The following is a 12,411-nucleotide window of genomic DNA, read 5'->3' on the forward strand; positions in this document are numbered from 1 at the left end:
TCCGTATGTTCTGGATTAATATCGGCCGGTTGCTGATGTTAGCAGTGTGGAGTTTTTTGATTTTCAGCCTGGTTCATCCGTTCCCGAAACCACTGAATATTTTTATGCATATCGCCACTTTTTTTATGGTCGTGATGCACGGTTTGCTGATGGCAATGTTCAGTGCCGGTCAGCCGAAAGATAAAAAACTGACCGCCGCCGGCAAACTCCGGGTCTTTTTGTTCGGCGTTTTTGAACTGCTTATCATGTTGCGCCGCCAGCAGGCAGAACTGAAATCCCCGCCTGCCGGTGATGACGACAAACACGACCAGCCCTGATCAGCGCAGTGGCTCATAACGGATAAAACGGGTGCCCTGCATAAAAAGCGTTCCGCGTGAATGCAGGGTTATCTCCTTGTATTCCGCCTCTTTTATATACACCACGATTGTTTTCCCGGACAGCGGGCGGAAATGCACCTCATAACGGAAAGTTTCCGGGAAGACCACATCCCGCTCACGTGAGCGCATATTCGGATACGGATAATCCTTTTTCTCTGCTACCGTCACCTCGTATGTTGTTACGACAGAGCTGTCATTAATCTCATTTTGCTTTCTCTGTTCGAGGAAACGACGCGCTGCCAGCACAATGATAAGCGCGGCAACAATAAAACCTAATAATCCGAATTTATTCATGGGTATGCTTGTTTTCCTGCAATCTTGTTGATCGTGACCTGTAAATACGGGATATTAACAAATATTCAGGTGTTATTCGCCCTCAACATATCTAAAGGACACCCCATGAATTGGCCATTTATTGCTGTACTTTTTTCCGGCTGGCTTTATATCGATGCCGCCTACCGGGGACCGGACTGGCAGCGCTGGGTTTTCCGTCCCGTCACTCTGCTGTTGTTACTGCTGTGGGCATGGAGCGGTGATTACGGACTGGATATCTCCGGTTACCTGGTGTGCGTCGGGCTGTTAGTCGCGATTGTATCTGACACAATCCGCCTGGTCGCGGACAATAAAATCGATCTCTCTTTGTACACCAGCGCCGTGTTTTATCTGTTGTATGCCCTGAGCTTTGCCCTGCTGAATAACTTCACGTTTTACATTCCGCTGCTGATTACCTTGCTGATCGTTGCTGCCGCCGTACCGGCGTTGCTCTGGTACAAACTCGGCGACCACAAAGTGCCGGTACTGACCGCTCTTTTCAGTGCGCTGGTGATGGCATGGCTTGCCGGTGAGCAGTTCTTCGGGCTGGGAACGGATTATAACTTCTCCCTGATGATCGGGGCATTCTGTCTGGTACTGAACCTGATCCTCTGGCTGGTGAACCGTTTTCTGTTCTCCTTTAAGCTGGCAAAAGCTATCTATTCCACTTTCTATTTCCTCGGTCACTTCCTGATTGTCCGCGCGATCACACTGATGTAATCACGCAGCAAAACAGCAGGAACGCACAATTTGCCTAAAATTATGTGTTCCTGCTGTTGACTCTGGAGTCTACTCCAATGTGTACACTTCCTGTTAATGAGACAAATTAACAACAACTGAACTGTTGAACAGGGAGGTGTTTATGCACCCGAACAAAGACAAACATGAGCATACGCACAGCACCGGCTGCTGTACCGGTAAATCTGACTGCTCTACCGGCCAGACTGCTGCGGCACCGGCACATCATGACCATGATCATGATGCGCACGACCACAGCGAACACGCGCAGAAGGAACATGACGAAGATGAGTCCCGCGCGCATGATCATGCCACGCACGATCATGCGCATTCTGACTCAAATCATGACCACGCCGGTCACGACCACGCGCAGGGAAGCTGCTGCTCACACGACCGGGCCGCAAATGACGATGTCACACCGCCTGAGTTATCCGGCAGCCGCCGTTATAACTGGCTGGTCGAAGGTATGGACTGCCCGAGTTGTGCGCGGAAAATAGAAACCGCCGTCGGAAAAGTCACCTCAGTCAGACAGGCAAAAGTGATGTTTGCCACCGAAAAACTGGTGGTAGATGCCGATGAAGATGTGCGCGCAGCCGTCACAAGCGCTGTACAACAGACAGGTTTCACCCTGTACGACCTGAATGACAAAAATGCGGCACCAAAGAAAAAAGAAGAAATCAGCCTGCTGAAACAAGCAGCACCCATGATTATCCTTGCAGTACTGATCGCCCTCAGTTACGGGCTGGAGTTGATTAATCCGACTCTGGGTAAATATGCATTTATCGCGTCAACACTGATCGGGCTGTATCCGGTTGCAAAAAGTTCGTTTCGCCTTATCCGTTCCGGGTCGCCGTTTGCCATTGAAACACTGATGACGGTTGCTGCCGTCGGCGCCATTGTTATCGGTGCCACAGAAGAAGCGGCAATGGTTATCCTGCTCTTCCTGCTGGGTGAAATGCTGGAGTCTTATGCCGCAGGCCGTGCCCGTCGTGGTGTCAGTGCGCTGATGGCTCTGGTGCCGGAAGATGCTGTGGTGATTAAAGACGGCAAAAAGGGTTCAGTGCCGGTCTCACAACTGCGTCCGGGCGATATTATTGAAATTGCACCGGGCGGACGTTTACCGACAGATGCCGAGCTGCTCAGTGAGTTCGCCAGTTTCGACGAAAGCGCACTGACCGGGGAATCCGTCCCGGTTGAGCGGGCACAGGGCGAAAAAGTTGCGGCAGGCTCGCTTTCTGTCGACAGAGCCGTACAAATGAAAGTGGTTTCTGAACAGGGGCAGAATGCGATTGACCGCATTATGACGCTGATTGAGGAAGCCGAAGAGCGCAGAGCGCCGATTGAGCGGTTTATCGACCAGTTCAGCCGTTATTATACGCCGATGATCATGCTGCTCTCTGCGCTGGTGATTGTGGTTCCGCCACTGTTTATGGGTGCTGAGTGGTATCCGTGGATCTACCGTGGTCTGACCCTGCTGCTGATTGGTTGTCCGTGTGCGCTGGTTATTTCCACACCTGCGGCTATCACCTCCGCACTGGCGGCAGCCACCCGTCGTGGTGCGCTGATTAAAGGCGGTGCCGCACTGGAGCAACTGGGCACAGTGACAACCGTTGCCCTGGATAAAACCGGCACACTGACAGAAGGTAAGCCACAGGTTACTGATATCGTTGCGCTGAATAATCACAGTAATTCAGATGTTCTGACCTTTGCATCATCGGTTGAAAGCGGCTCACATCACCCGTTAGCCAAAGCGATTCTTGAACGCACAGCTGAACTCGGGCTGACCATCACGGAAGCGGATAACCGCAAAGCACATGCAGGTAAAGGGGTTGAAGGTAACCTTAATGGTACCAATGTACTGGTCAGCGCCCCGGGGAAACTGGCTGACGGACTACTGACCGATACTGCTGCGGCTGAAGTCATCCGCCTTGAAAATGAAGGAAAAACCGTGGTCGCGGTGGTCGCAGACCAACAACTGACCGGGCTTATTGCCATGCAGGATACACTGCGTGACGATGCAGTAGAGGCTATCGCACAGTTGCGCAAAATGGGCGTCAATGCCGTGATGCTGACAGGGGATAACCCGCGTGCCGCTGCCGCTATCGCTAATGCGGTCGGAATGGATTTCCGCGCAGGTCTGATGCCGGAAGATAAAGTGAAAGCGGTAATGGCGCTCAATGAAGAGCACCGCACCATGATGGTGGGCGACGGTATCAATGACGCTCCGGCAATGAAAGCCGCCGGTATTGGTGTCGCAATGGGCAGCGGGACAGATGTGGCGCTGGAAACAGCCGATGCAGCCCTGACCCACAACCGCCTGACCGGTATTGCGGAAATCATCGCGCTGTCCCGGGCAACACGCAGAGTTATCCGCGAAAACATTGCTATCGCGCTGGGTCTGAAAGCAGTCTTCCTGGTGACCACACTGATGGGGCTGACCGGGCTGTGGGTTGCGGTACTGGCTGACTCCGGTGCAACCGCACTGGTCACCGCCAACGCTGTGCGCCTGCTGCGGGCAGTGAAAAAGTAACCCGCTGATATTGCGATGCTGTAAAATATAATGCTGTAAAACAGAAAGGGGATGCAAATGCATCCCCTTTTTTATCGGCTACCAACTACCGGCTATCTGACCACCAGAATCGTCGCTTTAATGTGTTTGAGGTACGCCACAATAGTGAAGGTGACAATCACCAGTAATGACCAGGATCCCCACTTTCCGGCATGGACTGTTGCCCACGCACCAATCTGATTAGGATACTGCCAGACACCAAAAAAAGTCCCGAAATTTTCTGCCAGCCAGATAAAAAAGCCAATCAACACAAAACTCAGTAACAGCGGCATTTTGCGCTCTTTATCATACGGCGTGAAATAGACCATCGTGCGCGCGTACAGTCCGAGAATAAACGCAGTGAGATACCAGCGGTAATCGCCGATAAAATGATGCGCAAAGAAATTCACATAGATGGCCAGCGCGATAAGCGTTGCCAGCCAGTATGGCGGGAAATGTTCAATACGGACATGCAGGAAGCGCCACGCCTGAATCACATAACTGCCGACCGCCGCGTACATAAAACCGGTAAACAGCGGCACATTCCACAGCTTTGTATAGGCAAAATCAGGGTAACTCCATGAGCCGATAGCCGATGAGGTTTTAAATAACTCCATCACAAACCCCACGACGTGGAAAATACAAATCGCTTTCAGTTCATCCACCGTTTCCAGCTTTTTCCACACCATACCAATCTGAAAGAGTACCGCCAGGATCAGCAGAAAATCATAACGCGGGATGCCGTAAACACCCTTTGCAGGGACTAAAAAGAGTGCCAGAAAAAAGAACGCGGCAAATAAACAGGCTCTCGCCTCTTTCAGACCAAAAAACCAGAATTCGAGTATAAACCGGCGCCAGCCGGTCAGTGACGAGTGTTTCTGTGCCAGCAGAAAGGTATCGAGGCTACCAAGCATGGAGCTGTCCCTGAAAAGAATAATTACAGCGCACTGTCATGTTTACAGATCAGATAGCGGTACGGCGTATTATCTGTGTCCAGTGCTACCAGTTCGTGCTCCATAAACCGGCAGAACCCCGGGATATCCCGCGTAGTCGCAGGGTCATCTGCCAGCACCAGCAAGGTTTCTCCGGTATTCATGCCGCGGATGGTTTTACGCACCAGCATCACCGGCTCAGGGCAGCGCAGCCCGAGGGTGTCGAGGGTTTTATCAGCACAGGAAAAAGCATCAGGCATCATTGTTGTCCTGTCAAAGAAAATGGCGGGGAATTATACCGTAAATAACAGTACTGTGCCTATGTATCTGTTTTTAGTGCCTTACATTAAAAACAATTATTTCCACCCGCCGTTCTGTCAGACACACTTCTGCGGTATATCTTCTACGGAGAACCGAAATGAAAAAAAATATACCACAGTGTCTGATCCCCGCATTATTAGCCTGTTTACTGACAGCAGCCCTCCCGGCAGAAGCCTGTACCCGGCTGGTCTATAAGGGAAATAATGATCATGTTCTGACCGCCCGCTCAATGGACTGGTCACGTACTATCGATACCAATTTATGGCTGTTTCCCCGCGGTATGTACCGCGAGGGAGCCCCGGCTGATCACGGACTGAGGTGGACATCCCGCTACGGCAGTGTCATCGCTTCCGGCTTTGATGTTTCCACAACAGACGGCATGAATGAAAAAGGCCTGACAGCAAACCTGCTCTGGTTGTCAGAATCCGTTTACCCGCCGGACAGTAAAGACAAATCTATCCTGTCTATTTCCGCATGGGCACAATATATTCTGGATAATTTCGCTACTGTTAAAGAAGCGGTGACAGCACTGCGCAAATCAGAATTTATTGTTGTGTCCGATAGTTTTCCGGGTGCCGGAAAGTATGTTTCACTGCACCTGTCTGTTTCTGATGCTACGGGTGACAGCGCAATCATTGAGTATATTAATGGTAAGCAGGTTATCAGCCATTCACCCGACTATTCCGTACTGACAAATTCTCCGGTGTACAGTGAGCAAATCGCACTGAACAACTACTGGAAAGAAATTGACGGGTTCAGTTCATTACCGGGTACAAGCCGTTCCTCGGATCGGTTTACCCGGGCCTCCTTTTACAGCAATCATATTCCCCGGACACTCACAGAAGATGAAACTCTGGCATCAGTGTTCAGTGTTATCCGTAATGTATCAGCACCTTACCGTCTGGAAAACCGCGCCAATTCAGATAATGTTACCGCCAAAGCACCGCGTTCTTCCACGCGCTGGCGTACCGTTGCGGATCAGAAAAACAAAGTGTACTTTTTTGAATCGGTCGTGACGCCCAATACATTTTGGATCAATCTGAATAATCTTGATTTTTCGGCAGAAACAGGAAAAGTGAAAATGCTGGAGCTGGGCGAAAAACAGTCAAATATCTATTCCGGTAATGCCGCAGGGGCATTCATTGAAGCCGAACCTTTTGAGTTTGCCAGTATCAGCTATGCCGCTGAGCAATATGAGAGCCGTTAAAAATAAGCGGTTTATTTCCCCGTCATCCGGCGGGGAAATACCGGTCGCCACAACAAAGACACGAAAGACACGCGCTTTGATTTTGTTGCGCAAACGGCGTATCATCCTGCGCTGAGTTTATTGGGTTCCCTAACCCCAACCACCAAAAAGGTACAATATGTTTAATTTATCTCCCCGGCAGCGGCTTATGGCACTGACCTGGTTATCGCTCTTCCATATTCTGATCATTACCTCCAGTAACTATCTGGTGCAGTTGCCGATCACGATTTTCGGCTTCCACACGACCTGGGGCGCGTTTACCTTTCCCTTTATTTTCCTGGCAACTGACCTGACAGTGCGGATCTACGGCGCACCATTGGCGCGACGAATTATCACATCAGTGATGATACCGGCACTGGCTATTTCCTATGTTGTCTCGGCTCTGTTCTTTCAGGGAGAGTGGCAGGGATTTGAAGCGCTGACACACTTTAATCTGTTTGTGGCACGTATTGCCGCCGCCAGCTTTATGGCTTATGCCCTCGGGCAAATTCTTGATGTGCGTGTATTCAACCGCCTGCGTCAGAACCATCGCTGGTATGTTGCGCCTGCTGCTGCGATGTTTGTCGGCAATCTGATTGATACGCTCGCCTTTTTCTTTATCGCTTTCTGGCGCAGTACAGATCCGTTTATGGCGGAAAACTGGGTAGAAATCGCGCTGGTGGATTACAGCTTTAAAGTGACCATTTGCATGCTCTTTTTCCTGCCGGCCTACGGCGTGCTGCTCAATATTATCCTGCGCTCATTTTTCGAACAGAAAGACGACGATTCACTGCCCGCGCATCACTAACCTGTCATTTTTCTGACACGCAGGGTGACTATCCTCACTCTGCGCTGTCGGCTGTACCCAACGTCATTCAGGATGTAGGATATGTATCACATTTTCCCCATCTGCTGCGATACTCCCGGCCATTACAGTGCGTCAGGTCTCACATATCCGTTGTTGTAACTGATAGTCTGATTCAGACGGAATAATCCCTCACAGACACCATAACGCGATGCATTCAGGAGTTTGAGTATGTTAAAAGTGATCCAATCTCCGGCCAAATACATTCAGGGTCCGGACGCGCTTTACCATGTGGGTAAATACATCAGACCACTAGCAGAAAAAACGTTGGTGATTGCTGATAAATTTGTCCACGGACTGGTAGGCGAAATCGTAAATGAAAGCCTGAGCGAATATGAAGTTTCCGGTGTCGTTGAAATCTTCGGGGGCGAATGTACTCATGAAGAGATCGAGCGCCTGACCAAACTGGCGAAAAACCATAAATGCCAGGCAGTACTGGGTGTTGGCGGTGGTAAAACACTGGATACCGCAAAAGCGGTTGCGCATTTTGCAAAGGTGCCGGTGATTATTGCCCCGACTATCGCCTCCACGGATGCGCCGACCAGCGCACTGTCCGTTATTTATAATGAACTCGGTGCGTTTGACAGCTACCTGTTCTATCCGCAGAACCCGAATGTGGTTGTGATGGATACCAATATTATTGCCCGCGCCCCTGCCCGCCTGTTGGTTGCCGGTATGGGTGATGCTCTGGCGACCTATTTTGAAGCCCGCGCATGCAGTACAGCCGGTAAAATGACTATGGCAGGCGGCGGTACAACACTGGCGGCATTGTCTCTTGCCGGACTCTGTTTCGATACGCTGCTCAGTGACGGCATCAAAGCCAAACTGGCGGTGGAAGCCGGTGTCAGCACCAAAGCGGTGGAAAATATTATTGAAGCCAATACCCTGCTCAGCGGGCTGGGCTTTGAAAGTGCCGGTCTTGCGGCAGCGCACGCTATCCATAACGGGTTTACCGCGCTGGAAGAGTGCCACCATATGTATCACGGTGAGAAAGTCGCCTTCGGTACACTCGTTCAGTTAGTGCTGGAAAATGCCCCGGCAGAAGAGCTGGAGATGGTTCTGGAGTTCTGCGTACAGGTCGGCCTGCCAATTACACTGGAAGAGCTGGGTGTGGACAGCATCGGTCCTGAACTGGAAGAAAAAGTGATGGCGGTTGCCGAACTGAGCTGTGCCGACAACGAAACCATCTACAATATGCCATTTGAAGTCGATTCAGACCAGGTTTACGCCGCCATCATGGCAGCCGATCGCATGGGTCGTGACTGGCTTTATTAATTGATTATGTAAGTTAGTTCGGGATGCCTGTGGGCGATAAGCAAAGATAGACGGGCATCCTGAAGTATGGTGAGTAAAAGCCTATTTATTCGACACAATCCCCCGATAAAATAACGGGGGATTTTTATTGTACTTTTTAAATAAATATCGATTTGATCCTGAAAACGTATTTAGGGTTATTTTTATATTTTTCATTGAGCATAAAACATCATTTAATACATATTAATTTATAGGACATATAGATTACACCTTACACGACAAATTAAAGGAGTAATTTATCCACCGGTATTTTCAGCACAGATCACATAATGGAATAACACTAAAATTAAATTATTCCAGCAAATAACCGAGCATTCTAAAAATTATTTTTTTATAAATCATGCTAATAAGCGAGATTGCTTTGTTATATTATCACATGCTATTCCTGTCGCTTATAAATAAAGAATACTGTCAATCGTGATTTTTCTCACATTATAAACAACCTTGACTACTTATTATCTCTTAAAAATAAATGGAGAATAATAAAATGAAAAAACTTGCCTTACTTTCTGTCTGTATATTTAGTACATTGTCAGTAGCTGCCCCCATGACACAAGCACAGTTAACTAATTTATGGAAAGATAAACAAAAATCTGCTGAAGAAATTGTAAAAAATATGTCTGAAGCTGAAAAAATAGGCCAGCTGTTTATGTTAGATTTTAGGCATTGGAACAAAGACCAAAATGGTGAGCCTGTACCATTTTTAGCCATGAATGACGAAGTATCTAAAGTCATCAATCAGTATCATTTAGGATCTGTTATTCTATTTCGTGAAAATTTAATTAATACACCGCAAACCGTCGCTCTTATCAACCAATTACAGTCTTCTCGTAGTAATCTACCGTTATTTATTGGAATTGACCAAGAAGGCGGTTATGTGACACGTTTACACGTTGGTACAGAAATGCCGGGTAACATGGCTCTGGGAGCAACCCGTAATCCCGCATTGGCTGAATTAACAGGAATGATCCACGGCTACGAATTATCAAGTTTAGGATTCAATATCAACTTTGGCCCAGTCGTTGATGTTAATAACAATCAAAATAACCCAGTGATTGGTGTTCGTTCTTACTCCGATAATAAACTTTTGGTGGAAAATCTCTCTACCTATTATATTAAAGGTATCCACAAATATAATTTACTGACTTCACTAAAGCATTTTCCCGGTCATGGCAATGTTTCCTCTGACTCACACGTTGACTTACCTGTGGTAAATTCAGACGCTAAAACATGGCGCTCAACAGAACTCCCACCATTTAAATACGCGTTATCTCACGGTGCTGATGCTGTCATGACAGCACATATTATTGTGCCTGCGCTTGATAACCGAAAAATCAAAACATTAACAGGCAAAGAGGTGGGAACTCCCGCCACACTCTCCAAGCCGATTTTGTACGATATTTTACGTGGAGAACTCAAATATGATGGCTTGATTATCACAGATGCGATGGATATGGGCGCAATTGCGGATAATTTTGATATGAATTGGGCTGTTGAAACCTCACTACTCGCAGGCTCTGACATTGTTCTCATGCCAATTAAAATGTGGAATAACGAAGCAGTGACCAGCCTTGACAATATGTATCGCCATTTAGAATCACAGGCCGGGAAAAATCCTGAGCTGAAGAAACGAATTGATGAATCAGCAAAACGCGTGGTACTGAAAAAACTTCAGCAAGAAATTACGGCGCAGCCGGTAGATGTGAATGTTGCCTTGCAAGTCGTTGCCTCTGAGGGTCATAAAGATCTCGAGAATATGGTCTCTGAGCAAGCAATTACACTGATTAAAAATGAAGATATTCTTCCTTTTGTACTGAAACCACAGAACCGAATCTTAATTATTTCCGATGAAAAACCGCGTAATACTCTGATTCAAAAACACTTAAATGATATTGCAGAAGAAACAGGGGTTAAGATTCAAAGCAATGAACATATGATTAAACTCAATGAAAATACGCTGACTAAAAATGAAGTTGAAACATTAATAAAAAACCAGGATTTAGTGTTACTGACCACTTACAACCTAAAAAATAACCCGGTAAATGCTCAACTAATCATTGATGAATCTAATAAAACTAAGACACCTTTAGTGGTGATAGCTTCCCGTAACCCCTATGACATTGCTTACCTAAAAAATGTAAAAGCAAATATCGCTATATACGGTATTACCGGTTTTGATATCACCAATAACAACCGTAACTCGTTAGAGACAAATATCCGCAGTGGATTACGTACCCTATTTGCAAACAACCACGCACAACCGCTAAATCCACCAAAAGGCTTACTGCCGGTTAACATCAAAAACCCACAAGGAAGCAAAGTCTTGTTCCCTTATGGTCACGGTGAAACTTACAACACTGCTAACTAATTAATAAAAATAATCGTCCTCTCTATCTATTCAATAAAGAAGATGGCTTTTTACACCCAAAAATTGAGTATTACTGAGGGGAAGTGCAGCCAACGTACAAGTGATTTGGAATATAAAATTATATAATTAAAGGATGACTATGAAAACTTCATTAAATGGCTTACTTCTCATTACTGCAACTGGATTTATGGCTACAGCGTTTGCAGCTGATCAAGTTAATAATGATTATTGGCGAATTTCTTCCAATGTTTATATGGAATTAGAAAAATTCGAAGGACACTACAACACCAGTGGTCGTAAAATTTATGATAAAACAACCATGGTTGGGCAATTGTTTTTATCAAACCCAGACTCTAAATGGCGTTTTTTTCTCGAACATAAGGAGTCATTGAGAAGCTATAACCATAATTTTTCAACATCAAAAGATTCATTTATTCGGAACCGGACACAAATAGGGGCAACCCGGGAAATGTATTCCGGTGATATCGGGCAATTTAATTTGAACGTCACTTACCGTAAAGAATCCAATGACTCAGCCCCTGATTCACAAGCACGCCCATCCAATACCTTGTTTTGGTTAATGCCTGCCGGCACTTATAATTTCAATGATAAATGGGCGTTTAACTTCTGGGATGCGTTCTATCATTACGATAATTTCCATGCACCAAATAGCTATGAGTGGGAATCAGAGCACGGTATTGTATATAAAGTAAATGATTCCGCTACTGCTAAACTTTACATGTACACTGACTGGACCTGGGATAAAAACTTCAATAAAACATGGGAACAAAACCAAATCCGTGGTTATTTCCCAATCACGCTGAATCAAGATTGGAGTGTGGTGCCATATTTCCGTTATTACTTAAACGAGCACAACTATGACAGTAATCAACGCACGACTCAAAAGGTCAAAGATGGTTACCGTATCGGTACTCAGGTATTTTATGACTTAACGCCAAAACTAACCTTATGGAGCGGATTTGCCGTTGAACCAAGCACTTGGGGATATACGAAAAATGCAGGTATTACATCCGGTAGCAACAATCGCCAAACATTTTACCTCGGCCAATTGGGTATAAAATACACATGGCAATAAACCGGGGTTCTACGCCGGAACCCAGATTTTCCCCACGCCCGACAATAACATGGTTTGTCACAAAAACGACTGATTGAGTGACAATAACTAAACGCCGATTTTGGCATCAAAAACTGACATATCACCTGTAATTTATTCAACATCATATAAATCAGATGGCTTTTGTGATGGAATTTGTGACTGTACTCTTTGTTACGCGATGCATATTATTTTCAGTATCTTTATGATTTTTAAAAAGTCACCGGGATGCTAACACCGAAAAAGAGAATAATATGAATAGAAAATGCGGTTTATACTCTATGCACTGCGGTAAAA

11 protein-coding genes are annotated in these 12,411 nt (G+C 46.6%); 8 read left to right on the plus strand and 3 right to left on the minus strand.

The window, feature by feature from the left end:
- The first annotated feature begins 5 nt into the window (after nt 1-5).
- A complete protein-coding gene (locus tag ACMHKJ_RS11780; protein WP_413494138.1) occupies nt 6-317 on the plus strand; it encodes a DUF1145 family protein in 312 nt (103 codons plus the stop codon).
- On the opposite strand, the gene ACMHKJ_RS11785 is transcribed toward ACMHKJ_RS11780, so the two are convergent.
- Nucleotides 318-671 (minus strand): DUF2500 domain-containing protein, encoded by a 354-nt coding sequence (locus tag ACMHKJ_RS11785; RefSeq protein ID WP_413494140.1) that lies wholly within the window; start codon nt 669-671, stop codon nt 318-320.
- A 105-nt stretch (nt 672-776) separates the two neighbouring features.
- On the opposite strand from ACMHKJ_RS11785, the gene ACMHKJ_RS11790 reads away from it, so the two are divergent.
- Nucleotides 777-1,409 (plus strand): lysoplasmalogenase, encoded by a 633-nt coding sequence (locus ACMHKJ_RS11790; protein ID WP_413494142.1) that lies wholly within the window; start codon nt 777-779, stop codon nt 1,407-1,409.
- Between the two features lie 142 nt (nt 1,410-1,551).
- A complete protein-coding gene (locus ACMHKJ_RS11795; RefSeq protein WP_413494144.1) occupies nt 1,552-3,957 on the plus strand; it encodes a zinc/cadmium/mercury/lead-transporting ATPase in 2,406 nt (801 codons plus the stop codon).
- Between the two features lie 92 nt (nt 3,958-4,049).
- Here the strand turns inward: ACMHKJ_RS11795 and ACMHKJ_RS11800 are convergent, their stop codons facing one another.
- Together ACMHKJ_RS11800 and tusA are read right to left on the minus strand one after the other, a co-directional pair.
- Nucleotides 4,050-4,889 carry a DUF817 domain-containing protein gene (locus tag ACMHKJ_RS11800; RefSeq protein WP_413494146.1) on the minus strand — a complete coding sequence of 280 codons (840 nt, stop codon included), beginning with the start codon at nt 4,887-4,889 and terminating at the stop codon, nt 4,050-4,052.
- Nucleotides 4,890-4,912: 23 nt separating this feature from the next.
- Complete coding sequence (gene tusA, locus ACMHKJ_RS11805; RefSeq protein WP_413494234.1) at nt 4,913-5,167, minus strand: sulfurtransferase TusA; 255 nt, start codon at nt 5,165-5,167, stop codon at nt 4,913-4,915.
- A gap of 158 nt (nt 5,168-5,325) precedes the next feature.
- On the opposite strand from tusA, the gene ACMHKJ_RS11810 reads away from it, so the two are divergent.
- The 5 genes from ACMHKJ_RS11810 to ACMHKJ_RS11830 all read left to right on the plus strand — a co-directional run bounded on the left by ACMHKJ_RS11810 (nt 5,326) and on the right by ACMHKJ_RS11830 (nt 12,096).
- Complete coding sequence (locus ACMHKJ_RS11810) at nt 5,326-6,435, plus strand: linear amide C-N hydrolase (RefSeq protein ID WP_413494147.1); 1,110 nt, start codon at nt 5,326-5,328, stop codon at nt 6,433-6,435.
- A gap of 157 nt (nt 6,436-6,592) precedes the next feature.
- Nucleotides 6,593-7,261, plus strand: a complete 669-nt coding sequence (locus ACMHKJ_RS11815) for a 7-cyano-7-deazaguanine/7-aminomethyl-7-deazaguanine transporter (RefSeq protein ID WP_413494149.1) — start codon at nt 6,593-6,595, stop codon at nt 7,259-7,261.
- Between the two features lie 228 nt (nt 7,262-7,489).
- Nucleotides 7,490-8,593: a glycerol dehydrogenase gene (locus ACMHKJ_RS11820; protein WP_413494150.1), complete on the plus strand. Its 1,104-nt coding sequence runs from the start codon at nt 7,490-7,492 to the stop codon at nt 8,591-8,593.
- A 526-nt stretch (nt 8,594-9,119) separates the two neighbouring features.
- On the plus strand, nt 9,120-11,000 hold the full coding sequence (locus ACMHKJ_RS11825; protein ID WP_413494153.1) for a glycoside hydrolase family 3 protein: 1,881 nt from the start codon (nt 9,120-9,122) through the stop codon (nt 10,998-11,000).
- 139 nt (nt 11,001-11,139) lie between these two features.
- On the plus strand, nt 11,140-12,096 hold the full coding sequence (locus tag ACMHKJ_RS11830; RefSeq protein ID WP_413494154.1) for an OmpG family monomeric porin: 957 nt from the start codon (nt 11,140-11,142) through the stop codon (nt 12,094-12,096).
- The last annotated feature ends 315 nt before the right edge of the window (nt 12,097-12,411 follow it).

Source organism: Morganella psychrotolerans (assembly GCF_965118875.1).
In the GTDB taxonomy this organism is placed as follows: Bacteria; Pseudomonadota; Gammaproteobacteria; order Enterobacterales; family Enterobacteriaceae; genus Morganella; species Morganella psychrotolerans_C.

Bases quoted from the DNA above. Each gene is read 5' to 3' on its own strand.
- ACMHKJ_RS11780 (WP_413494138.1), top strand. From the start codon at position 6: ATGTTCTGGATTAATATCGGCCGGTTGCTGATGTTAGCAGTGTGGAGT.
- ACMHKJ_RS11785 (WP_413494140.1), bottom strand. From the start codon at position 671: ATGAATAAATTCGGATTATTAGGTTTTATTGTTGCCGCGCTTATCATT.
- ACMHKJ_RS11790 (WP_413494142.1), top strand. From the start codon at position 777: ATGAATTGGCCATTTATTGCTGTACTTTTTTCCGGCTGGCTTTATATC.
- ACMHKJ_RS11795 (WP_413494144.1), top strand. From the start codon at position 1,552: ATGCACCCGAACAAAGACAAACATGAGCATACGCACAGCACCGGCTGC.
- ACMHKJ_RS11800 (WP_413494146.1), bottom strand. From the start codon at position 4,889: ATGCTTGGTAGCCTCGATACCTTTCTGCTGGCACAGAAACACTCGTCA.
- tusA (WP_413494234.1), bottom strand. From the start codon at position 5,167: ATGCCTGATGCTTTTTCCTGTGCTGATAAAACCCTCGACACCCTCGGG.
- ACMHKJ_RS11810 (WP_413494147.1), top strand. From the start codon at position 5,326: ATGAAAAAAAATATACCACAGTGTCTGATCCCCGCATTATTAGCCTGT.
- ACMHKJ_RS11815 (WP_413494149.1), top strand. From the start codon at position 6,593: ATGTTTAATTTATCTCCCCGGCAGCGGCTTATGGCACTGACCTGGTTA.
- ACMHKJ_RS11820 (WP_413494150.1), top strand. From the start codon at position 7,490: ATGTTAAAAGTGATCCAATCTCCGGCCAAATACATTCAGGGTCCGGAC.
- ACMHKJ_RS11825 (WP_413494153.1), top strand. From the start codon at position 9,120: ATGAAAAAACTTGCCTTACTTTCTGTCTGTATATTTAGTACATTGTCA.
- ACMHKJ_RS11830 (WP_413494154.1), top strand. From the start codon at position 11,140: ATGAAAACTTCATTAAATGGCTTACTTCTCATTACTGCAACTGGATTT.